Annotated in this window: 26 protein-coding genes, 1 pseudogene and 1 riboswitch; of the genes and pseudogenes, 11 read left to right on the plus strand and 16 right to left on the minus strand. The window is 53.4% G+C overall.

Annotated features, from left to right (window positions below; all coding sequences use genetic code 11):
• Window positions 1–43: 43 nt before the first annotated feature.
• Window positions 44–1,396, minus strand: coding sequence for an MFS transporter (locus tag HMPREF1250_RS02895; protein ID WP_023053150.1), 1,353 nt, complete (start codon window positions 1,394–1,396; stop codon window positions 44–46).
• Window positions 1,397–1,552: 156 nt separating this feature from the next.
• Window positions 1,553–2,461, minus strand: coding sequence for a LysR family transcriptional regulator (locus tag HMPREF1250_RS02900; RefSeq protein WP_023053141.1), 909 nt, complete (start codon window positions 2,459–2,461; stop codon window positions 1,553–1,555).
• Between the two features lie 144 nt (window positions 2,462–2,605).
• Here HMPREF1250_RS02900 and HMPREF1250_RS02905 point away from each other — a divergent pair, with 144 nt between their 5' ends.
• The 3 genes from HMPREF1250_RS02905 to HMPREF1250_RS02915 all read left to right on the plus strand — a co-directional run bounded on the left by HMPREF1250_RS02905 (window position 2,606) and on the right by HMPREF1250_RS02915 (window position 6,072).
• The gene (locus tag HMPREF1250_RS02905) at window positions 2,606–3,787 is read left to right on the plus strand and encodes a DNA polymerase IV (RefSeq protein WP_023053124.1); all 1,182 of its coding nucleotides are present in this window, start codon (window positions 2,606–2,608) and stop codon (window positions 3,785–3,787) included.
• A 30-nt stretch (window positions 3,788–3,817) separates the two neighbouring features.
• Window positions 3,818–4,105 carry a hypothetical protein gene (locus tag HMPREF1250_RS02910; protein WP_023053144.1) on the plus strand — a complete coding sequence of 96 codons (288 nt, stop codon included), beginning with the start codon at window positions 3,818–3,820 and terminating at the stop codon, window positions 4,103–4,105.
• 456 nt (window positions 4,106–4,561) lie between these two features.
• Window positions 4,562–4,664: riboswitch (SAM riboswitch) on the plus strand.
• 73 nt (window positions 4,665–4,737) lie between these two features.
• Entirely contained in the window at window positions 4,738–6,072 is a 1,335-nt protein-coding gene (locus HMPREF1250_RS02915; protein ID WP_023053127.1) for a branched-chain amino acid transport system II carrier protein, read from the plus strand.
• An 18-nt stretch (window positions 6,073–6,090) separates the two neighbouring features.
• Here HMPREF1250_RS02915 and HMPREF1250_RS02920 read toward each other — a convergent pair whose 3' ends face one another.
• A complete protein-coding gene (locus HMPREF1250_RS02920; protein WP_023053145.1) occupies window positions 6,091–6,927 on the minus strand; it encodes an Mrp/NBP35 family ATP-binding protein in 837 nt (278 codons plus the stop codon).
• Entirely contained in the window at window positions 6,920–7,285 is a 366-nt protein-coding gene (locus HMPREF1250_RS02925) for a DUF134 domain-containing protein (protein ID WP_023053142.1), read from the minus strand. The genes HMPREF1250_RS02920 and HMPREF1250_RS02925 overlap by 8 nt, the downstream gene beginning before the upstream one ends.
• Before the next feature lie 143 nt (window positions 7,286–7,428).
• On the opposite strand from HMPREF1250_RS02925, the gene HMPREF1250_RS02930 reads away from it, so the two are divergent.
• Window positions 7,429–8,310 carry a hypothetical protein gene (locus HMPREF1250_RS02930; protein ID WP_023053122.1) on the plus strand — a complete coding sequence of 294 codons (882 nt, stop codon included), beginning with the start codon at window positions 7,429–7,431 and terminating at the stop codon, window positions 8,308–8,310.
• Between the two features lie 187 nt (window positions 8,311–8,497).
• On the opposite strand, the gene HMPREF1250_RS02935 is transcribed toward HMPREF1250_RS02930, so the two are convergent.
• A complete protein-coding gene (locus HMPREF1250_RS02935; RefSeq protein WP_023053132.1) occupies window positions 8,498–10,111 on the minus strand; it encodes a gamma-glutamyltransferase family protein in 1,614 nt (537 codons plus the stop codon).
• A 144-nt stretch (window positions 10,112–10,255) separates the two neighbouring features.
• Between HMPREF1250_RS02935 and HMPREF1250_RS02940 the strand changes: the two genes are divergently transcribed.
• Window positions 10,256–11,146: a diacylglycerol/lipid kinase family protein gene (locus HMPREF1250_RS02940; protein WP_023053126.1), complete on the plus strand. Its 891-nt coding sequence runs from the start codon at window positions 10,256–10,258 to the stop codon at window positions 11,144–11,146.
• 44 nt (window positions 11,147–11,190) lie between these two features.
• Here the strand turns inward: HMPREF1250_RS02940 and rpsR are convergent, their stop codons facing one another.
• The 6 genes from rpsR to HMPREF1250_RS02970 form a co-directional block, all read right to left on the minus strand.
• Window positions 11,191–11,421, minus strand: coding sequence for a 30S ribosomal protein S18 (gene rpsR / locus HMPREF1250_RS02945; protein ID WP_023053149.1), 231 nt, complete (start codon window positions 11,419–11,421; stop codon window positions 11,191–11,193).
• Window positions 11,422–11,466: 45 nt separating this feature from the next.
• Window positions 11,467–11,901 carry a single-stranded DNA-binding protein gene (locus HMPREF1250_RS02950; protein WP_023053146.1) on the minus strand — a complete coding sequence of 145 codons (435 nt, stop codon included), beginning with the start codon at window positions 11,899–11,901 and terminating at the stop codon, window positions 11,467–11,469.
• A gap of 16 nt (window positions 11,902–11,917) precedes the next feature.
• On the minus strand, window positions 11,918–12,202 hold the full coding sequence (gene rpsF / locus HMPREF1250_RS02955) for a 30S ribosomal protein S6 (protein WP_023053152.1): 285 nt from the start codon (window positions 12,200–12,202) through the stop codon (window positions 11,918–11,920).
• A gap of 202 nt (window positions 12,203–12,404) precedes the next feature.
• Window positions 12,405–13,748, minus strand: a complete 1,344-nt coding sequence (locus tag HMPREF1250_RS02960) for a butyryl-CoA--acetate CoA-transferase (RefSeq protein WP_023053139.1) — start codon at window positions 13,746–13,748, stop codon at window positions 12,405–12,407.
• 186 nt (window positions 13,749–13,934) lie between these two features.
• Window positions 13,935–16,010: an elongation factor G gene (gene fusA / locus HMPREF1250_RS02965; protein ID WP_023053121.1), complete on the minus strand. Its 2,076-nt coding sequence runs from the start codon at window positions 16,008–16,010 to the stop codon at window positions 13,935–13,937.
• Window positions 16,011–16,148: 138 nt separating this feature from the next.
• The gene (locus tag HMPREF1250_RS02970; RefSeq protein ID WP_023053136.1) at window positions 16,149–17,336 is read right to left on the minus strand and encodes a M20 metallopeptidase family protein; all 1,188 of its coding nucleotides are present in this window, start codon (window positions 17,334–17,336) and stop codon (window positions 16,149–16,151) included.
• A gap of 129 nt (window positions 17,337–17,465) precedes the next feature.
• Between HMPREF1250_RS02970 and HMPREF1250_RS02975 the strand changes: the two genes are divergently transcribed.
• From HMPREF1250_RS02975 to HMPREF1250_RS12265, 6 genes and pseudogenes are all read left to right on the plus strand, one after another.
• A complete protein-coding gene (locus HMPREF1250_RS02975) occupies window positions 17,466–18,833 on the plus strand; it encodes an aminopeptidase (RefSeq protein ID WP_023053129.1) in 1,368 nt (455 codons plus the stop codon).
• Between the two features lie 201 nt (window positions 18,834–19,034).
• Window positions 19,035–20,504, plus strand: coding sequence for a sensor histidine kinase (locus tag HMPREF1250_RS02980; protein WP_023053125.1), 1,470 nt, complete (start codon window positions 19,035–19,037; stop codon window positions 20,502–20,504).
• Window positions 20,505–21,188, plus strand: a complete 684-nt coding sequence (locus HMPREF1250_RS02985; protein ID WP_023053148.1) for a response regulator transcription factor — start codon at window positions 20,505–20,507, stop codon at window positions 21,186–21,188.
• 114 nt (window positions 21,189–21,302) lie between these two features.
• Complete coding sequence (locus HMPREF1250_RS02990) at window positions 21,303–21,914, plus strand: peptidase (protein ID WP_023053134.1); 612 nt, start codon at window positions 21,303–21,305, stop codon at window positions 21,912–21,914.
• 257 nt (window positions 21,915–22,171) lie between these two features.
• Window positions 22,172–22,515, plus strand: a pseudogene (locus HMPREF1250_RS12260) (phosphatase PAP2 family protein).
• Entirely contained in the window at window positions 22,508–23,074 is a 567-nt protein-coding gene (locus HMPREF1250_RS12265) for a hypothetical protein (RefSeq protein WP_036242474.1), read from the plus strand. Before HMPREF1250_RS12260 ends, HMPREF1250_RS12265 begins: the two are co-directional and overlap by 8 nt.
• Here the strand turns inward: HMPREF1250_RS12265 and HMPREF1250_RS03005 are convergent.
• From HMPREF1250_RS03005 to HMPREF1250_RS03025, 5 genes are all read right to left on the minus strand, one after another.
• A complete protein-coding gene (locus tag HMPREF1250_RS03005) occupies window positions 23,064–23,756 on the minus strand; it encodes a response regulator transcription factor (protein WP_023053138.1) in 693 nt (230 codons plus the stop codon). The genes HMPREF1250_RS12265 and HMPREF1250_RS03005 overlap by 11 nt on opposite strands.
• Complete coding sequence (locus tag HMPREF1250_RS03010) at window positions 23,753–24,472, minus strand: HAMP domain-containing sensor histidine kinase (protein WP_328512812.1); 720 nt, start codon at window positions 24,470–24,472, stop codon at window positions 23,753–23,755. Before HMPREF1250_RS03010 ends, HMPREF1250_RS03005 begins: the two co-directional genes overlap by 4 nt.
• On the minus strand, window positions 24,394–24,672 hold the full coding sequence (locus tag HMPREF1250_RS03015) for a HAMP domain-containing protein (protein WP_196806842.1): 279 nt from the start codon (window positions 24,670–24,672) through the stop codon (window positions 24,394–24,396). Before HMPREF1250_RS03015 ends, HMPREF1250_RS03010 begins: the two co-directional genes overlap by 79 nt.
• Window positions 24,666–25,205 (minus strand): hypothetical protein, encoded by a 540-nt coding sequence (locus HMPREF1250_RS03020; RefSeq protein ID WP_023053151.1) that lies wholly within the window; start codon window positions 25,203–25,205, stop codon window positions 24,666–24,668. Before HMPREF1250_RS03020 ends, HMPREF1250_RS03015 begins: the two co-directional genes overlap by 7 nt.
• A gap of 325 nt (window positions 25,206–25,530) precedes the next feature.
• On the minus strand, window positions 25,531–26,868 hold the full coding sequence (locus tag HMPREF1250_RS03025) for an acetyl-CoA hydrolase/transferase family protein (RefSeq protein ID WP_036242476.1): 1,338 nt from the start codon (window positions 26,866–26,868) through the stop codon (window positions 25,531–25,533).
• Between the last annotated feature and the right edge of the window lie 37 nt (window positions 26,869–26,905).

The following is a 26,905-nucleotide window of genomic DNA, read 5'->3' on the forward strand; positions in this document are numbered from 1 at the left end:
TAGCTAAGAAGGCCATATATATGGCCTTCTTTTTAGTTAACGATTACTCATCGTCTTGCGGCTTAGCATTCCAGACAAGGAGAGCAAGGAGTGTGGAAAGGACGGCAGCACCGACCCAGAATGCGGTAGCATAGCCGAAATCATATGTTTTTACGCCTTCGACGACGGTAATTGTCATCAGTTTACCGGTAATAAATTCCTGAATGGCCGCGCCGGCATAGCTGAGGAGGCCGATCATGCCCATTGCCGCGCCGGTAACGCGTTTCGGAACGATGTCGACGGCCATCAGACCGCCCATGTAGCAGACCAGGGCGCCCATGGTAAAGCCGTAAAAGGTCATACAGAGCAAATCTGTCGTAAATGACTGGGGAGCCCATACGAAACCGGCGATGGAAGCGGAATAAAGAATCCCGTAGATGAGAGCCGGCGCATTGCGCTTGTGATTAAAGAACTTGTCGGAGATCCAGCCGCAGAGTAATGCGCCGAAGATGCCGGCGACCTGCATGTACGCCATAACTCCGGCGGCGCCCATGATGTCGTAGCCCTTGGCGGACGTCAGGTAGACGACGCCCCAGCTTTCGACGGCGTACCGGGCAATGTATACGCAGAGCGAGGAGAGCCCGAGAATCCAGACGGCAGGGTTTTTGACGACGGCATTCCACTGCATGGCGCCGACGGATTTTTTCTTTTCCGCGTCGACCTGTTCCTGTGATTTTTCACCGTAATAAACGGCGCCGTTGGGCAGGCCGATTGTTTCGGGACGGTCGTTCATGCCGAAGTAGATAAAGGCCGTGCCGATCAAGGAGATGACACCAGCGGCGACGAAGCCCATCGACCAGTTGTAGGCGGAAACGATGGCGGCAATAGCGAAGTAGGCAAAGGACGAACCGAGGTTATGGCTGGTAAACCAGACGCCGTACAGTGTACCGCGTTGTTTGTTGCTGAACCATTGATTCAGCGCGACGATCGAAGGGCCGGCGCCATAAGACTGGAACCAACCGTTGAGGCCCCAAAGAATGGCCAACGGAACGAATGAATTCACGAGCCCCATACCTACCATTGTCAAGGAAGAGATAAAAAGACCGAAAGAAAAGAACCGTTTGTTGTTCATGCGGTCGGCAAGGAAACTGTTCGTGAATTTACCTAAACCGTAGGTAATGAAGAAAATGGAGCCGATTACCCCGACTTCCGTCGGTGTGACGATTCCGGAAGCGAGGAGCGGTTTTTTAATGACCGAATAGCTTTGACGGATAATGTAATAAAAAGCGTAACCGATCGTGATGGAAGCGAAAACACGCCAGCGAATGCTGTCAAACTTTTGCTTGACGACACGTTGGTCGGTTATCGGCTCCGCATCGGGTGACGTCTTGAAGAAACGCCAAATAAAATCTAACATGAAAAATACCACCTTTCGATGTAGTTTATGATATCTTTATTATCGTAAACTTAGGGGAATCGGAAAATCAGAAGATTTCTGATTTTTTTGTAGGAAATTTTCCGACAAAAAAATACCCTCTCCGGCGAGAAGGTATTTCGAGATAAAACGTGGCGCTTACCGACAGCTGCGGCTCGGCCGTTTGTTGAAAAATTCCTTGAAAGACTGAACCCAGGTTCGTGTCGGGTGTGACAAGTAGCCTTTGCTTTTCCAGATCATTGCCAAGGTCCAGGGAATCTGCGGATCTGTCAGCGGAATATGGATGACATCACCGTCGGGAATGCGGCGGCAGATCGTTTCCGGCAATAAGGCGATGCCCAATTTGGTGCGGACCATTTCGACGAGAAAATCCCAGTTGCTGCTCTGGCAGACGATTTTCGGATCGGTCATGAGCTCTTGATAGAAAGAGCGGATAAAGGGATTCAGGCTGAACGTTTTCGGGTAGTAGACGAGCGGTTCCTCCTTGATTTCCTGTAGGGTCAGCTGGTTTTTCTTTGCCAGCTCATGATCTTTCCACAAGACGACTTCCAGACATTCCTTGTTGAAAATAAAGAATTCATACGGCGTTTCCGTCGTGATCGGCAAGGCTACGAAGCCGGCCTGGATGACGCCGTCGTCAATGGCCGAAATGACTTCCTGTGAGCCGACTTCTTTGATTTCCAATTCGATATCGGGATAGGCTGTCGTGAAATAATGAATAAAAGGAGAGATGAAAGAAGAGCCGACCATAGGCGGAATGCCGACGGCAAGCTTGCCGGAATTCAGCAGGCTCGGCGCCTTCAGGTCCTCGTTCAGCTGACTGAACTCCTTAATCAGCGCTTCCGCCTTCGGCAACAGGTAGATTCCCATTTCCGTCAGTTCCACATTTTTTCCGTTTCTGTCAAAAAGGCGGACATTCCAATTTTCCTCCAGCGCCTTGATGCCTTTGCTGATGGAAGGTTGGCTGATGTGCAGCGATTTTGAAGCCTTTGTGAAACTTTTTTTATGGGCAACTTCAATGAAATATGTCAGTTGGAATAAGTCCATATGCTCGCCTCCTATACGTAATTATCTTACCATACTCGCAACTTTTTTGCAGCGGTTGCGGCGTGATAAAAGATGAGAAATCACCTATATTTTACTGGGAAAAACGTTGTATAATAGCAGTAATGGAAAGAGAGGCGCTGCAAAATGCCTAAACGTTGGATTATGCATGTGGATATGGATGCGTTTTATGCTTCTGTAGAGCAGCGCGACAACCCTGCTCTGCGCGGGTTACCGGTTATTGTCGGCGGCCTGACGGACCGCGGCGTCGTAGCGACGGCTTCTTATGAGGCCAGAGCCTGCGGCGTTCATTCGGCGCTGAGTATGAAGGTCGCGCGGCAGCGCTGTCCGAACGGCGTATTTCTGCCTGTTCGCATGTCGCACTACCGGCGCATATCGCATCAAATACGCCTTATCTTCTCACAGTATTCGCCGTATATCGAACCCTTGTCGCTAGATGAGGCTTTTTTGGATATTTCGGGAATGGAAGGGCATTATACGGTTGTCACGGATCTCGGCAAGGCAATCAAGGCGGATATTTTGCGGGAAACGGGATTGGTGGCTTCCGTCGGCATCGGGTCCAACAAATTTTTGGCGAAGCTGGCATCGGACTTGGAAAAACCTGACGGACTGGTTCTGATCGGTTACGGTGAAGAGCAGAAACGGCTGGCGCCGTTGCCGGTGCGCAGACTTTGGGGCGTCGGCAAGGTCACGGCCGCTGCGTTGGAACGTGCCGGTTACCGTCACATCGGCGATATCGCCGCCGCCGGCCCGACTGCGCTGGAGCGTACCGTCGGCAAGCAGGCGCGGCGTATTTACGAGTTGGCTTGCGGCATTGACGACCGCCCGCTGTCGGTGCACCGCCGGCCGCAATCTGTCGGCAGCGAGCACACCTATCCGCACGATCTGCAGACGCGCCGTGAAGCGGACGAACAGTTCCGCATCTTGGCGAATGAAGTTTCCTGGCGATTGCGCCGGAATCACCTTATGGGGCGAACGATAACGATCAAGGTCCGGTTTGCGTCGTTTCGGACCGTGACGCGGTCGTTGACGCTGGATACGATGGGGACTTGCGCGGAAGCGCAGTTGTATTTTGCGGCCAAACGGCTTTTTACCAGAGATCTGGCGTTTGAGCCGATACGGCTTTTAGGGCTGACGGTCAGTCAATTGCAGCCGCTGCAAATACAGGGCGATCTTTTTTCTGACGATGCGGAAACACAGGAAAAGGTGACGGCGGCGATCGACAGACTGCAGGAACGGTTCGGCAGACAAGCGATCATGAAGGGGTTTCTTTGGGAATTATCACAAGATAGAGAGACGAGAAAATAAACAGTCAGCAACTGAAGGAGGTTTTTTACGATGGCCATATACAAAATAGCTGCGCATACGGGAACGAATGATAACGGGTATATTCAATACGATGCAGATACACGGACCGTACAGGTTCATCTTTGTAATGACGAGATCAACCGAAAGGTTTACGAGTACCTGACGACCTGCCAGACGCTTCACAACTATGTCGATCTGTCTTTTTTCGAGACGATCAAAGAACGGCCTGTCGCCAGTTGGGAAACGATGCGATTGGCGCTGGCGAAGGTCTGGATGGAACTGGGTGTGCATATTGATTGGAGCCGCAAGGTAGATTGATTCTTTTCGTCATATGCCATATGTTATGCACAAATTACATACAATCTTGGCGCCTGTCTGTGTATAGTCTTTAAATGCCCTGTTTTTCGCCGCTTTTTCTCCTTCTTTTCGAGACGAGATACCGCTTAAATTGTGGATAACTCAGATATCTCCAGGCGGAAAGAGCCGTGGCTTATCTCCTGCTATTCGCATATTGGAGAGGATAAGGCGGAATCTTGACGGGAGGCGAAATGGCTGTGTACAGGTGTTGTGATTTTGTGTATAAGTTATCCTGAAAAGGGTAAAATTTGTGTGAAGAATTGTACAAATGGCGTAATTACGCCATTTTTTACAGATGTTTTGAGCCGGTTGTCCACATTTTGGTCATGGGAAACGGCTGGTGCGAGAACGTGCACGGAAAAGGATAGGCTTGACGGGGGAGTATTTTCGGTATATAGTGAAGAAGTCTCATTACAATATGCATCTAGAGCAGCTGAGGGACTGGCCCGACGACGCTGCGGCAACCTTCCGGAAGGAAAGGTGCCAATTCCAGCGCCACGGTGATGGCGACAGATGACAATAGGGGTTTTGCAGGTGCGTCATCGTTATGATGACGCATTTTTTTGTGCAATCATTCGTTAGGGGGAATCGTCATGATTGAAACGAAAACACTTGCCGGCCGAACGGTGCGGCTACGAGACGTTTTTATTCTCGGATTTGCTTTTTTTGCGACGTACTTCGGCGCCGGCAATCTTATTTTTCCGCCGCAGTTGGGCTTGAGCAGCGGGACCGCTTTTCTTCCGGCACTGCTCGGGCTGTCCTTGTCAGGCATTCTGTTGCCTGTGTTTGCGCTTCTGGTTATTAACCGGTGCGGTGATGTGCGGCGTCTTACGGCACATGTCGGCAAGCACACGTATCATATCTTATTAACGTTGCTAATGATTATCTGTACCTTTGTTTCCATTCCGCGGACTTGCGCGACGGCCGTTCAGCTTGGCGTACAGGGGAATTTTCCCGATCTGCCTTTTACTGCCGGCGTGCTGATTTATTTTGCCGTCGCCTATTTTTTTACCTTTGATGAAGGCAGCGTTTTTGATAAGATGGGCAAATATTTGACTCCGATATTGGCGTTGATCCTCATTGTTGTCGGTGCGGCTGGCATCTTTTTTCCCTTGGGGACGCCGGCAGATCCCGTTGTGGAGAATGCTTTTGTCAATGCTTTCTTGGGCGGATATAATACCGGTGACGTTCTGGTCAGCTTCATCATGGCTTCCTTGTTTATCGGTGCCGTCGAGGCCAAGGGGTATACGACGCGGAAATCGCGCAATGAAGCGATGGTGTTGTGCGGCCTGATTACGGTTATTCTGCTTCTGGTTATTTATGGCAGTCTTCTTTATATGGGGGCCTGTGTCAGCGGAGATTATGAACAGTCCCTTGGCCGTGCCGCGTTACTTGTCGCCATTATTCAGCGCGTCGGCGGCTGGGTCATGATACCTATGGGAATAGCTGTCGTTCTCGCCTGTCTGACGACGGCTGTAGGGCAAATTGCGGCTGTCGCCAATTTTTTCAGCGCGCTGTCGGCGGGAAGAGTGTCGTATCGTTTTTTCGTTATCGTGACGGCGGCGGTATCGGCGGCAACGGCGCTTTTGGGCGTTGACGGCATCGTTACGTATATCGGGTGGATCTACAGCATTTCCTATCCGCCCGTACTGGCATTAATGGTCTTGGGGACGTTTGCCAAGGTCATTCCCAATGACGGTGCATATAGAGGGGCGACCTATTTGGTCGTTATCTATGCGTTGCTTGAAGCGTTGCCGGGCCTTAGCGGCATGGCAGCTGCTAAGGCCATTGTGGCGGTCACGCCGTTGTCGTCTTACGGCTTCGGCTGGATCACGCCCTTTCTCATCGGCTTTGGCGGCGGCGCTGTGTGGGGACACGTGCGCCGCGAAACGGCAATCGGTCCGGGAAATGAAAAAGCCATCTCATAAGAGATGGCTTTTTTTTGCTTATTTACCGAAAATGCCGGTCAAGTAAGCGGCCGTGTCTTCCAAATACGTTGCGCCGTATGTTTCGATTTCGCCTTTATCGCAATGGGCTGCGAAATTCGGATCAATCGGCAGTTTGGCGACGTGGGGGATATCGTATTTTGCCGCCGAAGCGTCGGCGCGGCTCGGCCCGAAAATCTCATGACGGCTGTGACAGTCGGGACATTCGAAGTAACTCATATTTTCGATCAGGCCGAGGACGGGGACTTTCATCAACTCCGACATGCGCAATGCCTTTTCCACGATCATGGAAACCAGCTCCTGCGGGGAGGTGACGACGAAAATGCCGTCAATCGGCAGGGACTGGAATACGGTTAAGGGAACATCGCCGGTACCGGGCGGCATATCGACGAACATGTAGTCGATATCACCCCAGAGAACGTCGGTCCAGAACTGCGTAACGGCGCCGGCAATGACAGGGCCGCGCCAGACGACGGGATCACCCGTATCTTCCAGGAGAACGTTCATGGACATGACTTTGATACCGGTCTTCGTTTCTACGGGATAAATGCCGTTTTCCGCGCCTTCTGCGCGCTTATGGAGGCCGAAGGTGGTCGGAATGGACGGCCCCGTAATATCGGCGTCCAAAATGGCCGTCTTATACCCTTGCCGCTGCATTTGCGTTGCCAGCAGAGAGGTAACTAATGATTTACCGACGCCGCCTTTACCGCTGACTATGGCAATGACATGCTTGACCTGGCTGCCTTCGTGAAGCTTTGCCAATAAATCTTGCGGTTCTTTGCGACTGCTGCAGTTGCTGCTGCAGCTGGAGCAGCTTTGATTACAGCTTTCACTCATTTCTATTGTCTCCTTTTGCTCTCCCAAGGGCGGCACGGCAGCAGAGTGCGCGGCACGTGGCGGCCCGTTGACAGGTTTTGATATTGCCGCCTTCGATCAGGAGGCGTTTTCCATGGATAACGACATCGGCAAGCTTGCGGCGCGCCGTTTCATAGATACCGGTTACGGTTGTGCGGGAAACGGCGATCTGTACAGCGCATTGCGCCTGTGTCAGACCGACGAGATCAATGAGGCGAATAACCTCGTACTCATCGACGGTCATAACGACAGTAGGCCGCATTTTTTTCTCGCCTGCCGGGAGAAATTCATCGACCTGAGGCAAGGCGCAAACCTTGCGGCAACGCGACGGTCTGGCCATGGGAAGACACCTCCTTTCAGAATGCATCGTCTTTATTATAGAAATATAAATGACATATGTCAAATATCCTTAAAAAATAGCCATCACGGCGGCAAAAAGTATGATACAATTTGTATATACCCGCCGAGTGAGGAGGTTTTTATATGAAAACATGGCAGATATATGCTGTAACGGCAGCCTTTTGGCTGGCAGTTCCGGGCGGTGCGACGTCCCTTGCCGCCGATACGGCGGTACCCGTTGTCACCGCGCCGTCGGCGACGGCAGCGACACAGCCAAAACGGCAGGGCGCCGTAACGGATCCGGCCGTCAACTTGCCGAAAGTTGACGACTATTATCTTACGAAAGGAACGACATACGCTAAGATTACAGCGCGCATTGAACAGTTACCGGCAACGCTTACCGGATTGGATCAAGGGAGCGGAAAACACTATTACCGCGTGGACAAAGAACTTCGCGATAAATATTTTTATCGCGTCTGTACCTATGACGAGGCAACGCGGGAACGACTGGGCGAGTACCTGACGGCCAAAGACGGCACGAATGTCTGGCGTGTCCGCAGTGAAGGGGACACGCAGCTGATTTACGGGTCGGCGGCAACGTTATTGCAAAAAGTAAGGATACAGGCTGTTCCCGGGAAAATTCCGTTAGGTACGCAAGGCGCGTTGGCCGTAGCTGTACCCGGCAATGTACCCTGCGCAGTGGCGTTGCACAGCTTGAACGACGCCGTTGCCGCCGTTTCAAGTGACGGCGTCATCACGCCCGTTGCCTGTGGAAAAACGGCGATAGCGGCACAAATTACGGTCGGAAATCTGGTAAAAAATGATGTTGTCGATATTTTTGTCGTGCCGAAAGACTACTATACGCGTCTCCGGCAATCGCAAGCGTATTATCTTCCCGTTTTATTCGGCTGGGGATTTGGCTGGGATGACGATTGGCGTTGGCGTCATTCGCACCGCCATCGTATGAGTCCGCCGCCTCGCCGCGTGAGCCCGCCGCCGCATCATCGGGCGCCCCATCGCCGCTGACAGGACTGATGAAACTGCGGGTCGTTTGCGGATATGGGCGGGGCGCATCACTGTTGCGACAATAGGGAGTGACGGTTTTTTGATGATATAAGGACGAAATAGTTGGACATAGCCGTTAAAAAAGGGCCGGCGCGATTGCAGCGCCGGCCTTCCCCATCTATTGACGGGCAGCTGTTGCGCCCGGAGCTTACCAGGCGGCGACGACGCCGTCGGCACGGGGTTCCGTAGCGCCTGTTAAGACGCCGTCTTCATTGCGCCAAATGATTTGTCCTCTGCCGTAAGGCAGGGGATCGTCATTGACGGAGACTTCGTGACCTCTGGCTGTGAGTCCGTCAATAAGCGCTTGCGGTATGCCCCGCTCGACTTCGATTTTCTTGCCGCCGAGCCATTGCCAACGGGGCGCGTCCAGCGCTGCCTGCGGATTAAGATGAAAGTCGATGGTGTTCATCAGCACTTGAAATTGTCCCTGCGGTTGCATGAAAGCTCCCATGACGCCGAAAGCGCCGACGGCATCGCCGTTTTTCGTGACGAATCCGGGTATGATCGTGTGGTATGACCGCTTGGAAGGTCCGACGCAATTGTCACTGGCCGTGTCGAGGCTGAAGTTGTTGCCTCTGTCGTTCAGGGAAATGCCGTAGCCGGGGACGACAATTCCGGAGCCGAAACCGGCGAAGTTGCTCTGAATGAGAGAGACCATGGTGCCGTCTTCATCGGCTGTACAGAGATAGACGGTGCCGCCGTTATCGGCATCGACTGGCTGCGGCAAAAGCGCGGCGGCGCCTATTTCACGGTAGCGTTTTTCGGCATAGGCATCGGCAAGGAGATCGGCTGTGTTCGTTTTCATGCAGTTCGGATCGGCGATATGGGTTTTCCCGTCTGTAAAAGCGAGCTTCATGGCTTCAATTTGTCGGTGCAGGGTGTCGACGGTATCGCGTTGGGCAAAGGTCATGCGGGACGCAATATTCAAAGCCATGAGGACGACGAGCCCCTGTCCGTTCGGCGGCATTTCCCAAATATCGTAACCGCGGTAGTTGGTGCAGATCGGGTCTACCCATTGCGGCTGATAAGCGGCAAGATCGCTTTGGCGCAGGAGACCGCCTGTTTGCAGAGAAAAGGCGGCGACGGCGGCTCCGATTGGACCGTCGTAAAGACTGCGGCAGCGGCTGGCGGCGAGACTGCGCAGCGTGCGGCCTAAGGCCGGCAATTTGAGCAGATCGCCGGGTTGGGCAGGCTTTTCGGTCGGATAAAAAACGGAAAAAAGGCCGGCAAAGGCGGGCTGCGCGCGAAAGTCGGAGAAGGCGTCCCATTCAGCCGCTAACATTGCCGCCAATGTCGGCATTACGGCATACCCTTCTTCGGCGTAGGTGATGGCGGCGGCAAAGAGCCGCTCGAAGGGCAGGCGGCCGAAGCGGTCATGGATTGCCGCCCACGCCGCCGGGGCGCCCGGTACCATGACCGGAAGCCAGCCCCGCAGCGGCATTGCGTCGTACCCGGCGGCTGTGACGCGGTCTCTGGTCAGCAGCGCCGGAGACGGACCGCTGCCGTTGATCCCGTATAGCCTTCCGCCCGTCCAGATCAGCGCAAAAAGGTCGCTGCCGATACCGTTGCTCGTCGGTTCGAGAACGGTCAGGCAAATAGCCGTGGCCAGAGCGGCATCGACGGCGTTGCCGCCTTGTTTCAGCACATCGAGGCCGGCCTGTGCCGCCAAATGCTGCGACGTGCAGACCATTCCCTTGCGGCCGTAGACGACTTCGCGCCGCGACGGATACGGATACAGTCCGGCATGGTAGGAGAATGACATGATAATCCCTTCTTTCTGCGGTTTTTAGACATCTTCACTATAGCACAGGCCCTATGCATTTTACAATGTGGCTCTTCTCAAACGGGAAGGATACGGATATAATAAAATAATACGACGTCATTACCTTTGAGGAGGGGAATTTGATTGACTAAGGCCATCTTAATTGTCAATCCGACTGCCGGAAGAGAGCGGGCCAAATACCACAAAGAAAATTTATACGACCAGCTGCGAACGATGTTTGCAGAAGCGGAACTGCGGGAAACGGGCAAGGCGGGAGATGCTACGGAATGGGCCAGGGAAGCTTCTTTAGCCGGCTATGATGCCGTTTTTTGCATGGGCGGCGACGGGACGCTCAATGAAACGGTCAACGGCTTGGCGCAGGCCCGGCAGGAAATCAATTTCGGTTTTATTCCCATGGGTACGGTGAACGATTTGGCACGGGCGCTCCGCATTCCCCTTCATCCGGAAGCGGCGATCGCCATGCTGAAAAAGACGAAGACCGTAAAGGTCGATATCGGCAAAGTTAATGACCGGTACTTCGTCAATACCGTTGCGGCCGGCATTATGCCGGAAGCTGTCAGCAATGTGTCGATCGAGCAGAAAACGCGGCTTGGACCGCTGGCGTATTTTTTGACGGGACTGAAAGCGCTGCAGACGCACAGAGCGTCGCTTTTTAAGATTACGACGGAAAAGGGCGAATTTATTCATCGGTCGCCGCTGGTCATTGCCATGTTGACGAATTCGGTTGGCAGCTTCCGCAATTTGGCGCCGCAGGCTCGCGTTAACGACGGCAAGATCTGGCTGGCCGTTTTTAAGGATTTTACGTATTTGGATTTAGTCAAGACGGTGCCGGAAATCTTGGCCGGCATGCCTCTCAGTTCCGAATACATGTATTTATCGACAGTCTCCAAGGTGACCGTTTCGCTCATGGACCAGGAACCGCTGACCAGCAACGTTGACGGTGACGCCGGGCCGGCTTTTCCGTTGCGTCTCGAGATCCTGCCGTCTTTTCTCTCCGTATATGTGCCCGCTTGAAGGACGAAATAAAAAAAGACCATCGTCAGATGGTCTTTTTTGTCTTATTCCGCCGTATACGGGAGCAAGGCGATAGCGCGGGCCCGTTTGATGGCGATCGTAAGTTTGCGCTGATGTTTGGCGCAGACGCCGGAAACACGGCGCGGCAAGATTTTACCGCGTTCTGTCGTGAAACGGCGAAGTTTGGCAATATCTTTATAATCGATTTCATCAACATGATCGACGCAGAAGTTGCAAACTTTTCTTCTCGGTCTTCTTGAACGATCTCTTCTCATGTATAGTTTCCTCCCTCTAGAATATAAAAGGGATATTTGGCATGGTTAGAACGGGATTTCTTCGTCTGAATCACTGCCAAGGCCGTCAAACCCGCTTCCGGACGAGGCCGGACCCTGCTGCGGCGATGCCGGCTGGGCACTGAACTGACGGGAATCGCTTCCCAAGGTCTGCCCGACAAAGTCGGCGACGACTTCCGTGACGTACCGTTTTTGGCCTTCCGCTGTTTCGTAGGAACGAACGGAAATGCGGCCTTCGACGAACACACGGCTGCCTTTGGCGAGATTATTGCCACAGCTTTCTGCCAAATTACCCCAGGCAACACAAGGAATAAAATCAGTTAATTCGCGCTGTTCCTGGCTTCCTGCCGGCACGTACGTGCGTGTGCAGGCAACCGTGAATCTGGCGACAGCTTTGCCTGTTTTCGTAAAACGAATTTCAGGGTCACGGGCTAAATTGCCCATCAATTGTACTGAGTTCATGCCTTTGCGCCTCCGATTATTCGCCGATCTTAACGATTAAGTGTTTCAAAATTTCGTCACGGATTTTCATGACGCGGTCAATTTCGAAAATCGCAGACGGCTCGATTTCGAAGTTGATCAAGGTGTAATATCCGTCGTTCTGTTTTTTGACAGGATACGCGAGATGCCGTTTACCCCAGCGATCAACCTTTTCAATCGTTGCACCGTTCTTTGTCAGAAGATTGCTGACGAATTCGACGATCGGATCGACTTCAGCCTCTTCAAGCGGTTTTGCGATAAATATGACTTCGTACTTTTTCACGAAATCACCTCCTCTTTTGGACATATGGCCCTTCACGAAAAAAGGGCAGGAAGATGCCTGACCTAATCAAGCCTTTATATTTTAGCATAAGCGGAGGAAGAATACAAGGGCGGACACAAAGTCCGGGCCTGCACTGCGCTGCGGAGCAGGCAAAAAAAGCAGGTTGAGGAATCGTCCTCAGCCTGCTTCTTATAGCCCTGCCTCAGCGTTTGTTGCTGTAACGCCAGATATTCATGGCTTCCGCTTCCTTGATCAGTTCTTCGCGGAAGTCGGGGTGCGCGATGCCGATCAGTCTTTCGGCACGTTCCCAGGTCGATGCGCCCATGAGATTGACGATGCCGTATTCTGTAGCGACATAGTTTACCTGCGAGCGGGGATCCGTAACGGTCGTGCCCGGGATCAGTGTCGGACGGATACGGGATTCGGCTTTGCCCGTTTTCTTGTTCATAAAGGTTGAGCGCAAGGCGATGATACTCTTACCGCCTTTGGAACGATAAGCGCCGTCGGCAAAGTCAAGTTGACCGCCGCTGCCGCTGATATGTTTCGTACCGGATGATTCGGAAGAGATTTGCCCGAAGAGATCGAGCTCAATGCAGTTGTTGATGGAAATAAAGTTATCAATCTGTGCAATGACGCAGGGATCGTTTACATAATCGACGGGAAATGCTGCCAAGAAGGGATTGTCGTCAACCCAGTCATAGAGATCCTGCGAGCCGACGGCAAAGGCCCAGACGGCTTTGTCTCTGTCGAGAGCTTTCAGCTTGTTCGTGAGACGGCCTTTTTTGTACATCAGATAGAAAGCGTCGACGAGCATTTCCGTATGCATGCCGAGGTCTTTCAGATCGGAATCGGCGATCATGGCGCCGACAGAATTCGGTAAACCGCCGACGCCGAGCTGCAGCGTAGCGCCGTTGGGGATTTCGTTGACGACCAGTTTGGCGATGGTCTGGTCGATTTCGTCACCCGTTGTAAAGGGAATCGTTGGCATCGGGATGTTGCCGGCTTCAACGATCGCGTCGACATCGGAAATATGGATGTGTTCACCACGGCCGCCTAAGGCGCGAGGCATTGCTTCGTTGACTTCGACGATGACTTTTTTTGCTTTTTTTGTGATCTGTTCAGTGGCGGAGATGTTCAGCCCGAAGTTGAAGAATCCGTTTTTGTCCATCGGCGCTACGGTGATCATGGCAACGTCCACGTCGAGGAGATCGCGGTATATGGACGGTTCGTTGCGGTAACACATGGGAATGAAGTTATTCAGCCCTTTTGCGTATAACTTGCGGTCATACCCGCTCATGTGCCAGGTCATGAAGGTAAAGGTTTCACGAGTCGGATCGCATTCTACGATTTCACGAGGCGCAAAAGAGAAGGAACCGCGCACTTTAATGTCCTTCAGTTCGCCTTTGCGTTTGGACAGGGCCTTATCCAGTAAAATCGGTTGCGACGTAGCCATTCCGTAGTCTACCCATTCGCCGGAACAAACGACCTTTACGGCTTCTTCCGGAGTCGTCAGCTTTTGGCGGTACATATCTGTCCATTGAGACATTTCTTTTCACCAAACCTTTCTGTGATTAATAAAACGATTAAGTTCTGTATTTCACATATTATTATAAAACTTTTGGTACATATATACAAGAAAGAAATGCCTTTTAATCATACTTTAAATGCATAAGCCAATGAAAATTCCCGGCATATTTTCGAATCATATGCCGGGAAAACGTGAGAGGAGGACTTATTCTTCTGATTCGGTAGCTGCTTTTTCAATGATTTCGTCCATCGTCTTTTTCGGTACTTCTTCATAAGCGCAGAAGGTCATGTTGAAGGTGCCTTTGCCTTGGGTCATGGAGCGCAGCACCGTGACATAGCCGCTCATTTCGGCCAGGGGAACCTGGGCTTTGACGACGATAATGCCGTTGCGGTTGCGATGATGTTCCATGCCGAGGATGCGGCCGCGACGGCCGCTGAAATCGCCCATGACGTCACCCATGAATTCTTCGGGTACGACGACATCGACATTGTAAATCGGTTCAAGAATAGCCGGTTTGGCATCGGGGACGCCTTTTTTCAACGCTTGCGCCGCAGCAACCTTAAAGGCCATTTCCGACGAGTCGACAGGATGATAGGAGCCGTCTGTCAAGGTTACTTTGACGTTGATCATGGGGTAGCCTGCCAGCAGCCCTTTGGCCAGAGTTTCTCGAACGCCTTTTTCAACGGCAGGAATATATTGGCGCGGTACGGCGCCGCCGAAGATGGCGTCGACAAATTCAAATTCCTCGCCGTTCGTCAGCGGCTCGATTTGGAGGAAAACATGGCCGAATTGCCCGTGGCCGCCGCTTTGTTTCTTATGCTTGCCTTCTACTGTAACGGTACCGCGGATCGTTTCGCGATAAGGAATGTAAAGTTCCTGCTGAATTGCTTTGACGCCGTATTTCCGTTCCATTTTATTCATGATGTGGTCGAGGTGAACGTCACCCATGCAGCGCAGCAGGACTTGGTGGCCTTCCGTATCTTTCGTGACCTGGCACGTCGGATCTTCTTCGCCGATGCGGTTCAGCGCATTGGTGAGCTTTTCTTCTTCGCCTTTTTTCTCCGGTACGAGGGCTACCGTGTGGAGCGGTTGCGGGAAGCGGATGGGATCATATTCGACAGGCGCTTCTGCAGTGGCGAATGTGTCGCCCGTACGGGCGTTGGACAACTTCGGGATTACGACGATGTCGCCGGCAGTCGCTTTTTCGACGGGAACCTGTTCTTTGCCGACGAGCGTGAGAAGCTTGCCCGGTTTTTCTTCCTTATCCTGGGTGACGTTGTACAGCTTGTCGCCGTCTTTCAATTCACCGGAGAAGATGCGCAGGTAGCTCAGCTTGCCGGCGAAAGGATCGATCAGCGTTTTGAAGACAAAACCGGTAAAGGGTTTGTTCGGGTACATCATGACGGGATCGCCTGTTTTTTTATCCGTGCCCATCATGACTTTCTGTGACGCGTCGGGCATGTAGCGAATGATACGGCCCAAGAGTTCCGTCGTGCCGATATGGTAGGTGGCGCTGCCGCACATGACGGGGCAAACGCGCCCCGTGAGCATGCCTTGCCGCAGTCCTTGCCGCAATTCCTCCAAGGTCAGTTCCTGGCCGTCGAGATATTTTTCCAGCAGTTCGTCGTCGCCTTCGGCGGCGGCTTCCATGCACATTTCGCGTACTTCGCGGGCTTTGGCCATGTATTCAGGCGGCACTTTTATTTCTTCCGCCTTGCCGTTTTTCCATTCCCAGGCGATCATCTTGCAGACGTCGATAATGCCGCGGAAATCGTTGCCTTCACCGATCGGTATCTGCAAAGGCATGATTGATTTGCCGAAGACGGCGCGCATTTTTTCGAGGCAGCCGAAAAAGTCGGCGTGTTCGGCATCCATTTTGTTGACATAGACCATGCGCGGCAGCTGCAGTTCGATACCGTAATCCCAGGCCCGTTCCGTATCCATTTCAACACCCGATTCGGCGGAAACGACCAGCAGGATGCCGTCGCTGGCTCGCAGCGCGGCGCGGACTTCGCCGCAAAATTCCGAATACCCCGGCGTATCGAGGAAATTCAGCTTGTAGCCCTGCCATTCGCAGGGCGCGATGCCTAGTTGAATCGTCACGTTCCGTTTGATTTCTTCCGGTTCGAAATCCATGATGTGTTTGTTATCCTTGCCTGTACCGACACCGGATACGGCGCCGCAGGCGAGAAGCAGGGATTCAACGACTGCCGTCTTGCCGGCACCGTCATGAGAGAGTACAGCTACGTTACGGATTTTATCGCTTGCATATTCTTTCATCAATAAATCGCCTCCTATGAATCACGTTACTTATATGATTCGTTATGCTGAGGTGATTTTCCTTTTTTTGCGAAATAATATTTTTAAAAGCGAAGCCGTCTCTGCGGCGTAAAATAAAACTGCAACGCGATCGGTGTTTTACTTTTTTAAAGCCGCCAAGGCCAGAGCCGACAGCATTTCGACGCCGACGGGCAGACAGTCTTCGTCGAGACTGAAGCGCTCGTTATGCAGCGGGTATACGACGGCGCCGGGAGCCGTCGCGCCGAGCCAGAAAAAGGCGCCGTCATACACTTCCAGATAACCGGAAAAATCTTCTGCCGTCATGGCCGGCTCGGTGATTGCCGGCAACGCTTCTTCGCCGAAGCGTTCGGCAGCGACGGCGGCGGCGAAGGCCGCCTGTTCCGCACTGTTGACGACGGCGCCGTAGCCTTTTTCGTAAGCCAGCTCGCTTTCGGTTCCGTAGATCGTGTCGAAGCCTCGGATCAGGTTCTGCAAATGTCCTTCAATCACGGCTTGTGTTTCCTTGTCATAGGTCCGGCAGGTACCTTCGATGACGACTTCGTCGGCCATGATATTGTAGCGCGTGCCGCCGGTGATTTTACCGAACGTGAGTACTGCCGGCGCCAGGGGATTGATCTTGCGGCTGATGCTGTCTTGCGCGGCGGAGACGAAGCGGCAGGCGGCGACGACGGCGTCGATTCCCTTGTGCGGCATGGCGGCATGACTGGCTTTGCCGCGGATGGTCACGGTCAGGCGGTCGGATGCGGCCATGAGAGGGCCGGCTTTGACGCCGATTTGGCCAGTCGGCAGCGTCGGCCAGACATGGAGTCCGTAGATGGCGTCGATGCCGTCGAGGACGCCGGAGGCGACGATGCTTTTGGCGCCGCCGTGCGGCGAATTTTCTTCAGCCGGCTGGCAGACGAAAATGATGTCGCCGTCAAAGGTGTCGCGCAATTCGTTGAGGACATGGGCCGCGCCCATGAGAATGCTCATGTGGCCGTCATGGCCGCAGGCGTGCATTTTGCCGGCATGGCGTGAGGCAAAGGGAAGTTCCGTCGCTTCGCTGATCGACAGGGCGTCCATATCGGCTCGCAAGGCGACCGTTCGTCCCGGTTTTCTGCCGTGCAGCGTACCGATCAGGCCGTTGCCGCCGATGCCGGTTTTGACGTCGAGGCCGAGTTCTTTCATTTCCGCCGCCAGGAGCGCCGCCGTCTGATACTCTTCATTCGATGTTTCCGGGTGAGCGTGGATCGTACGTCGCAGGACGCGAATCCGCTCTGCATATTTTTCTACTAATTCCCGTAACTTATCTTTTTTTACCGTCATGGAGATCCCCCCGAATCCTCTTCCCTTTTTGTGAGATTATACTATAATAACTATTATAAGTACCGATATCTGATGACAGCAGGTACATTATTGAGAAATTGATTAATTATACCATGGAGGAGAAATTTTATGAAGAGTTATGATAAAAAAAATAACGTTTGGGCCCGTTTTTCTGAAACAGAGCGGGTTCAGATGGAAGAATACAGTAAAAATTACCGTCTTTTCCTGGATACGGCGCGGACGGAGCGGCTGGCCAACAGGGAGATTATCGGCCAGGCGGAAAGCGCCGGGTTCCGGCCTTTTGACCGTTTTACGGAGCTTCACGCCGGCGATAAGGTTTACTGGAACCAGAAAGACAAATCGGTCATTCTGGCCGTGATCGGCACGGAGTCCATCGAAAAGGGCATGAAGATCGTCGGTTCCCATATCGACTGCCCCAGGCTGGATCTTAAAGCGGTTCCCGTCGTCGAACAGAACCGGATCGTTTATTTCAAAACCCACTATTACGGTGGTATTTTAAAGTACCAATGGGTCTGCCGGCCGTTAAGTCTCAGCGGTGTCGTTTATACGGCCGACGGCGGCAAGATCGACATTTCCATCGGTGACGCGCCGGACGATCCCGTTTTTTATATTAACGACTTGTTACCTCACCTCGGCAAGGATCAGGCGGCCAAAAAATTGAATGAGGCTATTGAGGGCGAAATGCTGATGCCTATTGTCGGCATCAACGGCACGGAGGAAAAGACAAAGCCGGCGATTTTGGCGCTGTTGAAAGAAAAGTACGGCATTGAAGAAGAGGATTTTGCCAGTGCCGAACTGGAAATCATTCCCGCCCAGAAGAGCCGCGACGTCGGCCTTGACCGTTCGATGATCATGGCCCACGGTCATGATGACCGCGTTTGCTCTTATGCCAATCTGGCGGCCATCCTTGATGCCGGAGCCGGTGCGAAGACGCAGGTCGCCCTTTTTGCCGACAAAGAAGAAATCGGTTCCGTCGGCAATACGGGCGTTCAGTCTTCGTATTTTCTCGACTTTACGGCAGAGCTTTTGGCGCTGCAGGGGCGGCAAGAGTCTCTTTATCTGCGCCGCGCGCTGCGTCGCAGCGAAGTTCTTTCGGCTGATGTCTGCGCCGCCCTCGATCCCGTTTTTCCGGCGGCGTATGAAGAAGACAATGCGGCCAGGCTGGGCGGCGGGATCTGCCTCTGCAAATACACGGGGGCTCGCGGCAAGGCCGGCAGCAACGACGCCAACGCCGAATTTTTAGCGAAAGTCCGGCAGATTTTCAATGCCGCCGGCGTGCCTTGGCAGACCGGCGAGCTCGGCAAGGTGGACCAGGGCGGCGGCGGAACGATCGCCTATATTATGGCCGACTGGGGTTGTGACGTCGTCGACTGCGGCGTAGCGATGCTCAGCATGCATGCCCCGCTCGAACTTGTGGCCAAAGCCGATGCGTACAGCGCCTATTTGGCATATAAAGCGTTTTTTGAAAGCAAGTGAAGAGGATAGCTTTGAGGAGAGTGTGGTTCTGCCGTGGACAGCGGGACGACACTCTTTTTGCAATATGTTTACCATTTCTTTAACTTCGGTTTAGAAAAAGAAAAGGATGTTCGATTATACTGAAGAAGGACGTATCGTTGCCGGCCTGCCGTCAGTCACGCGGTCCGAGGAACGATACCGTAGGGAAAGGATGTGATTGTCGTGAACCTGCGCATAGGAGATATGCCGTTGCGCCGCCGTCTCTTTCTGGCCAATTTCCTGATGGTCGTCATACCGGTGGCGCTGCTTTTTCTGCTCGGTACGGGGATTTTTGCCGTTTTTCAGTTTTCTGGAATTGTACCGCCGCGGGCGTTGGCTATTTTGTGGCCGGAAAAAGGGCCGGAGCTGCTGGTCCAGTTTTCCGCGGCGTCGCTGCGCGACAAGGCCGAGCGTAAAGACGGATTTCGCTTGAAAGATATAGCGGAGGACTGCGCCTTACTGGAAGATATGGGTGTTCGCGTGTTAATCGAGAAAGAAGGACGGCTCGTTTATGCTTCGCCGGGAGCGGCGGCTCTGCAACGCGGCGAAAACGGGACGTCGTCGCAGGCTGCCTGGCAGGATGAAGACTTTACGTTCCGCTATACCGCCAAAAATAACCCTATCCGCATAATCGCCGCCGGAACCGTCAGAGAAGGGGAATTTCTGGGTCTCACGGGAAAGCGGATCCGACAGGGCGCCGAAGTGATCTTTATCATTATTATCGGGCTGGCCATTATCCAGATCATCGCTGTCGGAATCTATTTGTCGCGCCTTTTGTCGGAACAGATTCTGAATCCGTTGGCGGCGTTGCAGGATGCGACGGTGGAAATCTGTCGCGGCAATTTGAACCAGCCTTTGCCGGCAGCCGCACAAGATGAGATCGGCGCCGTTTGCAAAGATTTTGAGCAAATGCGGCTGAAGCTTCTGGAAGCGCAGCAGCGGCAGGAGACATACGAGGAAAACCGCAAGATCATGATCGCCGGCATTTCTCATGACCTGGCGACGCCGCTGACGAGTTTGAAAGGGTATGCCAGCGGTATACTGGACGGTATTGCGAAAACGGAGGAAAAGCGCCGCCATTATGTGGAAAAAATCGTGCAAAGTGCCTGCACGTTAGAAAAACTGGTAGAAAGCTTGTCGGTCTTTTCCAAACTCGATTTGGGGCAGACGGCTTTTTGTCTCGTGCCGGTATCGCTGCGAGACTATTTTGCCGACTATGTCGGCGAGCGGCGGGAGGCGCTGGCGGAAAAGGGGCTCCTGTTATCGCTGCGAAATACGGATGAAAGCGTGACAGTACAGATTGACAGAGTACAATTCGAACGGCTTGTCGATAATATTTTATCGAACAGTTTGAAATATAAGCAGGCGGAATTCGTTCACGTAGAGATTGCCTTGACCTGCAAGGGAGAAGACGTCGTTCTGACCTTTGCCGATGACGGCGTCGGCGTCGCGGCGGAAGAATTGCCGGCGCTGTTCGACACGTTCTATCGAACCGATGCGGCGCGCAGCAACGTTGCCAAAGGCAGCGGCCTGGGACTGGCTATTGTCCGGCAGATTACGGAAGCCATGGGCGGCAGAGTCCGGGCGGAACGGTCCGTTGCAGGAGGGCTGGCGATTGTCGTTGTTCTGCCGCTGGAGAAGGGGGAAGCATAGATGAAGATTTTGATCGTAGAAGACGACAGTAATATTTTTGAATTGGAACGGGACTATCTGGAGGCCAACGGTTTTACGGTCGCTCATGCCGTTAACGGGGAAGAAGGCTTGCGGCAGGCGCTGGACAGCAGCGTTTCCCTCGTCATCCTGGACATCATGCTGCCCGGACTTGACGGGTTTCATATTTGTCGCGAATTGCGCAAAGAACGGGATATTCCCGTCATCATCGTCTCCGCCAGGCGGGAAGAGATCGATAAGGTTCGCGGCCTGGGACTGGGCGCCGATGACTATATGGTGAAGCCTTTCAGCCCCGGCGAGATGGTTGCCAGGGTCAAAGCGCACTTGGGACGGTACGAACGCCTGACAAAAGCCGTACCCGAACAGCAGGTGATCAGCGTCAGAGGGTTGGAAATACAGCCCGATGCCTATCGGGTCTTTCGGGACGGAGAGGAGATCAGATTGACGCATAAAGAGTTCGAACTCCTGCTTTTCATGGCGAAAAATGCCGGTATCGTTTTCAGCAAAGACCGCCTGTTCGAGAAGATCTGGGGCCTTGATGCCGCCGGCGACAATGCGACGGTCATGGTACATGTCAATCGCCTTCGGGAGAAGATCGAGCCGAATCCGCAGGAACCGATATACATTCAGACCGTGTGGGGCGCAGGCTATCGATTCGCCCTTTAATAGTTTGGAAAACGTAAGCAAAGCTTTTTTGTTTTGTTAACGATTGTTTAGAACTGGTCTGTATACTCTGAAGCGTAAAAACAAATTATTGTTCTCGCCAAGGAGGAATAGATCATGAAAAACATTACGGATAAGCAAAACATACAGGACGCTGCAGAACAGGTAAAAAAAGTTTGTACGAAAAAGGTAATGAAACGAATTGCCGCCGTACTTGTCGTTATCGCTATCGCGGCAGGCGGCGGCGCCGCCTGGAAACACCATCAGAAAGATGTGGAAAAAACGCAGGCCGTCGCGGCGCAGACGAGAATCGTCGCGCTGGAAGCGGAAAAGAAAGGCCTTGTCCTGCTGGATGAAGGAAAGATCCGATCCTTAACGGCGCAAGCGCTCGGTCTTGATGAAAATAACGTGACTTACGACAAAATTGCGTTGCGCGATTCCGTAGGAGGAGCAAAGAAGGATACAGACAGGAAAGAAAAACATGCAAAGCATGAGGGCAAGAAGAAAGGCGGCGAACAACGCCGGGACGAACAGACGTTGCAGCAGACTCCGGCAACAGGCGACACACGGCCTGTGACGGCAGCGCCGCAGGCAGTTCCGGCAGCAGCCGTAAACAGCAAGCCCTCTTTCCGGCCGATTTATGACATTTCGTGCAAGAGCGACAGCGTGAAATACAAGATACAGATTGACGCTGTTACCGGTGAAGTATTGCATATCGATGTCGCCTGATTGATTCGGCAGAAAGAGGATACGTCATGGAAATGATTCAATTGGCAGATACGCAGATCTTGTTCTGGATACAGAACCATCTCGTATATTCGCAGCTGACGCCGGTCATGATCGGCGTCAGCTACCTGGAGTACCTTTGGGTAGCGATCGGGATCGGACTGATCCTGCGTCCGGCTACGCGCCGTCTCGGCTATATTCTTTTTGCCGCGCTGATCGGCAGCGTCATTATCGGGCCGGGGGTGTTGAAGCATCTGGTCATGCGCGTCAGGCCTTGTTTCGTCTATCCTGATGTGATGACGGCGGTGCAGGTCGCGAGCGCGTCGGCCTATTCGTTTCCGTCCGGTCATTCGTTGGCTTCTTTTGCCTCGGCTGCCGTCTTATACGCCGGCCTGGGGCGGCGCTATGGCATTGCGGCGTTGATAACGGCCGGCCTGTGGCCTTTTCCCGCCTTTACCTGTTTGTGCATTATCCGACAGATGTTTTGGCCGGCGCCGTCTTGGGAGTCGGCATCGGCAGTGTCGTCTGGCAGGTTTCGAAGCGCCTCGGCAACCGTTTTCGGCAGCCGTTTACGGTACAACAAGGGAGGATTCGTCATGAGTGAGCGATTTCAGTTCTTTAAAAAGTTTTTGCAGGCGCCGCGTAAAATCGGCAGCTTGACGCCGAGTTCCCGGTATTTGACGGAAAAGATGTTCCAAGACGTACCGTGGCAAGAATTGCGCACTGTCGTTGAACTGGGGGCGGGGACCGGTGTGTTTACGCAGTATATAGCGGCTCATAAGACCGGACAATGCCGTGTCGTCGTCATTGAGCAGGACGATGTTATGCGGCGGCAGCTGATGCGGACGTATCCGGATTTCCTTTATGGAAAGGAAGCGGCGTCGCTGCCGGAGATTCTGCGATACTACGGGCTGACAGATGCGGATTGCATCATTTCGGGACTGCCCTTTGCCGTATTCGGAGAAGAAGAGCGGGAAGCGGTGCTGCAGGCTGTAGATCATTCCCTTGCCGCCGGCGGGCTCTTTGTCGCCTATCAATATTCCACGCAGATGTATCGCCGGTTTCACCGTGTTTTTCCGTCTGTACGCCTTTCCTTTACCTTACATAATTTGCCGCCTGCCGTTATTTACACGTGTCGGTCCTTCCACCCGCTTACGGTTTGAATTTATAACCGACACCCCAGATCGTCAGGATGTGGACCGGATTGGCCGGATCCGCTTCGATGGCTTCGCGGATCCGGTTGATATGAACCGGTACGGTGGCGGTATTGCCGAGAGAGTCCATACCCCAGATGCGATCGTAAAGCGTGTCGCGGCTAAAGACGACGTCGGCGTTGAGCATTAGGAATTCCAGCAGGGAGAATTCCTTGTTCGGCAAGTTTTTTTCGATGCCGTCGACGAAGACGGCATGCGTGTCCCGGTGCAATTCCACGGCGCCGAAGCGGATGACCGTTTTGGCATGCGCCGCCGCGCCTTTCAGACGGGCGTATTGAGCCAAATGGGATTTTACCTTGGCCACGAGGACGGTCGGTGAAAACGGTTTTTCGATATAATCGTCGGCGCCGAAGCCGAGACCGCGAATTTTATCGATATCTTCCCGCTTCGCCGTGACCATGACGATGGGAATGTCGATTACATCGCGCAGAGCCCGGCAGACCTTGAAGCCGTCCGGTCCGGGCAGCATGACGTCAAGGAGAATCAAGTCGTAGGCGCCGTTTATCGCGGCGCTGATGCCGGCGTCGCCGTTAGTAACGATGGTGACGTCGTAGTTGTTCATGGCCAGATAATCTTTTTCAATATTGGCAATATCTGAATCATCTTCAATAATCAGAATTTTTTCGTTCATTTACGGACCGCCTCCTTTTGCGGAAAGGTAATTGAAACGGCGAGGCCGTGTGGCTGTACGGCGGCAAACTGCGTGCGGCCCCGCATTTTGGCGGCGGCCTTGGTGACGATGGAAAGACCGAGGCCGCTGCCTTTGGCAACGTCGCTGCGGGCCCTGTTCGTTCGGAAAAACAGGGCCGACAGCTTGGGCAGGTCTTCGACGGCGACGCCGGGGCCGTCGTCGGTGACGGAAAGCGTTGCCGCAGCGTCTGTGACCGCGGTGGTGATGACGATGTGTACCGTATCCGCCGTTTTATAGTTGATGCTGTTGGCGATCAGATTTGTGAGGATCCGTTCCAAGAGCGCGGCGTCGCCGTCAATGCGCGCAGTCGGATCGAGGACCGTTTCGATGACGGCTCCTTTTTGTCGCCATTCCGCCTCGTTTGCTTCTAGGAGCCCTGTGACGACCTGGCTTAGCGCCAGCGGCTGAAGCTCCGTTCCGAATGTAGGCAGGTCAAGCTTCGAAAACATGAAGAGTTGATCCAGCATGCGGTCCATGTCGTCGGCTTTCCGTCTGATCGTCTGCAAATACCGTTCCTGCTGTTCCGGTGTCCGGGCGACGTGGTCGAGGAGCCCTTCGACGTAAGCCTTGATGGATGTCAGCGGCGTGCGGAGATCGTGAGAGATGCTGGCGAGCAGTTCCTTCCTGGCCGACTCCGCCGCGGTCTGCGCTTCCAGAGAAGATGCAGTGCGGCGGTCATGACATTGAACATGGCGAGGGGCTTTTCGAATTCATCATGCGCCGTATGAGGAAGCTGTACCTGTAAATTGCCGTTTTTGATTTCTTCGGCGCCGTCTTGTAACTTTTGCAGCGGCGGCAGGATGTGGCGCATGATAAAGTGAGACAGGAAAATAATGGTCAGCAGCAAAATCAGCACGAAGGGACCCAAAGGCCTTGCCGCGTCGCGTTCTCTATGGCGCGGTCCGTACTGTAGAGCATCTGTTTGCTGACCATACAGAGCGTATAAGGGCTGCCGTTTATCGTGCCCGTTTCATAGTAATAGTATGTCGTCGGTGTCGTTTCCGTATATACTTCTTTCTTACCCGTCGCTGCCGCCGCCTTGCCGGCAATATGCGCCGTTAAAGGGCGCAGCGTTTTGTCGCCGTACGTATAAAAGGGCCGGCCGTCTTTAGTCGCAAGGATATACGACTGCTTCGGTTCGAGAATATGCAGCAGCCACGTCATATTCTCCTCTTGCGACGGGCCGCCTTCCATTGCGCGGAGCAAGATGTGATGCACTGCCTGAGAAATATAATTGAATTGCGGCGTCGATTCCACGGCGACGTGATTATTGCTTTGCGAGAATTTCCAGAGCCCTGCGGCGATCGTTACCAGGACGACGGCTGTCATCAGGATCGGTACGATGAACACCAGCAGATGGGACAAGATGAGTCGTTTTTTGATCGTCATATAACTCCCCTCCGTAAATTTATGATACACTAAATTTTAACTTTTGTTTAATATTTGTTTCAAGTATCATTATATTTTTCTGACAGAATAAAGGGGCCTTCTGTAGAGAAGGTAAGGCGATACGTTCTGCCGGTGAGGGGCGCAAAACTTCCGAACTCCCAAACTCCCGCGCCTCTTCCGGCAGAGGGTATCTGTTTTTTTGTCTGCCAGGCAGCTGCAGCGCTGCCTTTAAACGCGAATAAACGAGAACGAAGCCCTGCCGTGTAATCACGGCAGGGCTTCGTTCTCGTTTATGGGGTGGAAAAATGGTGAATGCTGATTGGTACTATCTTTTATTGCTCTTCCGCCAGATTCGCTGGGCTTCGGCGGCCTTGATCAGCTCTTCGCGGAAGTCGGGATGAGCCAGAGAAATAATTTTCTCCGCCCGTTGCCACGTCGCCAGTCCGTTGAGTTCGGCAATGCCGTACTCCGTTACCATGTATGGCGCCTGGGTTCGCGGCGTCGTAATAACATCGCCTTGCGTAAAGTACGGCAAAATGTTGGAGTGGCGAACGCCTTTTTTGTCGACGTACATGGACGGCATGGCCAGGAAGGCCCGACCGTGTTCCGCGGCATAGGCGCCGGTAACAAAGTCAAGCTGTCCGCCTGTACCGCTGATCTGCCGCGTGCCGGAAGATTCGGAACAGATCTGTCCGTACAGATCCATGGCGATGCAACTGTTAATGGAGATAAAGTCGTCGAGTTCGGCGATGACGGCGGGATTGTTGACGAACGCCATCGGCGCCGACAGAATCGCCTGATTGCAGTCGAGGAACGCATACAGCTCAGGCGTTCCCATACAGATGGAGAAGACGCCTTTATGGCGGTTGAGCACTTTCTTTTTGTTCGTGATCTTGCCGGCTTTGTAGAGTTCCAGATAGCCGTCGCTCATCAGTTCCGTGTGCATGCCCAGGTCTTTCAGATCCGATGCGGCAATAAGAGCGCCCAGGGCATTGGGCATGCCGCCGATGCCGAGTTGTAAAGTCATGCCGTCGTGCAAATAAGGGAAGATATGTGCGGCGATCTGCTGATCGATTTCGCTGGGCGCGCGGTTCGGCAGCGTGGCCAGCGGCACGTCGCTCTCGACGACGTAATCGACATCGCTAATATGGATGTGGTCATTGGCGATGCCGCTGATGACGGGCATGTTCCGATTGACTTCGACGATGATCGTCTGCGCCGCGTCAAGCAATTCCTGCTGGCAGCAGTTGGTCAGGCCGTAATTGAAATTGCCGTTCTTATCCATCGGCGCGACGGTGACCATGGCGACATCGACGGGAGCCGTGCCGCGCGTATAATAGGAGCCGCAGTTGCGGAAAAGCATCGGCGCGTGATAGGCCAAGCCCTTGTCCAGATAGGAGCGATCCAGGCCGGAGCAGTGCCAGAGGTTGTACGTGAAGGCCTGATGCTCACGATCGTTTTCGACGACCTGTACTTTTTTGGTCGAAATAGCGTGGCGGATCTTGACGTCCGTCAATTCATCGCGGCGCCGGGCCAGCGCGGCGTCGAGACTTTCGGGAAAGGAACAGCACTGGCTGTAATCGACCCAGTCACCGGATTTGACGGCCTTTACGGCTTCTTCGGCGGTGACCAGTTTTTGCCTGTATTCTGCATGGAAATCCATTGCATCACCTGATTTCATAAGAATGTAGCGCCTTTTT

The organism is Megasphaera vaginalis (ex Srinivasan et al. 2021) (assembly GCF_000478965.1).
In the GTDB taxonomy this organism is placed as follows: Bacteria; Bacillota; Negativicutes; order Veillonellales; family Megasphaeraceae; genus Megasphaera; species Megasphaera vaginalis.

Coding starts and splice junctions, on each gene's coding strand:
- HMPREF1250_RS02895 (WP_023053150.1), bottom strand. CDS start 1,396: ATGTTAGATTTTATTTGGCGTTTCTTCAAGACGTCACCCGATGCGGAG.
- HMPREF1250_RS02900 (WP_023053141.1), bottom strand. CDS start 2,461: ATGGACTTATTCCAACTGACATATTTCATTGAAGTTGCCCATAAAAAA.
- HMPREF1250_RS02905 (WP_023053124.1), top strand. CDS start 2,606: ATGCCTAAACGTTGGATTATGCATGTGGATATGGATGCGTTTTATGCT.
- HMPREF1250_RS02910 (WP_023053144.1), top strand. CDS start 3,818: ATGGCCATATACAAAATAGCTGCGCATACGGGAACGAATGATAACGGG.
- HMPREF1250_RS02915 (WP_023053127.1), top strand. CDS start 4,738: ATGATTGAAACGAAAACACTTGCCGGCCGAACGGTGCGGCTACGAGAC.
- HMPREF1250_RS02920 (WP_023053145.1), bottom strand. CDS start 6,927: ATGAGTGAAAGCTGTAATCAAAGCTGCTCCAGCTGCAGCAGCAACTGC.
- HMPREF1250_RS02925 (WP_023053142.1), bottom strand. CDS start 7,285: ATGGCCAGACCGTCGCGTTGCCGCAAGGTTTGCGCCTTGCCTCAGGTC.
- HMPREF1250_RS02930 (WP_023053122.1), top strand. CDS start 7,429: ATGAAAACATGGCAGATATATGCTGTAACGGCAGCCTTTTGGCTGGCA.
- HMPREF1250_RS02935 (WP_023053132.1), bottom strand. CDS start 10,111: ATGTCATTCTCCTACCATGCCGGACTGTATCCGTATCCGTCGCGGCGC.
- rpsR (WP_023053149.1), bottom strand. CDS start 11,421: ATGAGAAGAGATCGTTCAAGAAGACCGAGAAGAAAAGTTTGCAACTTC.
- HMPREF1250_RS02950 (WP_023053146.1), bottom strand. CDS start 11,901: ATGAACTCAGTACAATTGATGGGCAATTTAGCCCGTGACCCTGAAATT.
- HMPREF1250_RS02960 (WP_023053139.1), bottom strand. CDS start 13,748: ATGTCTCAATGGACAGATATGTACCGCCAAAAGCTGACGACTCCGGAA.
- fusA (WP_023053121.1), bottom strand. CDS start 16,010: ATGAAAGAATATGCAAGCGATAAAATCCGTAACGTAGCTGTACTCTCT.
- HMPREF1250_RS02970 (WP_023053136.1), bottom strand. CDS start 17,336: ATGACGGTAAAAAAAGATAAGTTACGGGAATTAGTAGAAAAATATGCA.
- HMPREF1250_RS02975 (WP_023053129.1), top strand. CDS start 17,466: ATGAAGAGTTATGATAAAAAAAATAACGTTTGGGCCCGTTTTTCTGAA.
- HMPREF1250_RS02985 (WP_023053148.1), top strand. CDS start 20,505: ATGAAGATTTTGATCGTAGAAGACGACAGTAATATTTTTGAATTGGAA.
- HMPREF1250_RS02990 (WP_023053134.1), top strand. CDS start 21,303: ATGAAAAACATTACGGATAAGCAAAACATACAGGACGCTGCAGAACAG.
- HMPREF1250_RS12265 (WP_036242474.1), top strand. CDS start 22,508: ATGAGTGAGCGATTTCAGTTCTTTAAAAAGTTTTTGCAGGCGCCGCGT.
- HMPREF1250_RS03005 (WP_023053138.1), bottom strand. CDS start 23,756: ATGAACGAAAAAATTCTGATTATTGAAGATGATTCAGATATTGCCAAT.
- HMPREF1250_RS03020 (WP_023053151.1), bottom strand. CDS start 25,205: ATGACGATCAAAAAACGACTCATCTTGTCCCATCTGCTGGTGTTCATC.
- HMPREF1250_RS03025 (WP_036242476.1), bottom strand. CDS start 26,868: ATGGATTTCCATGCAGAATACAGGCAAAAACTGGTCACCGCCGAAGAA.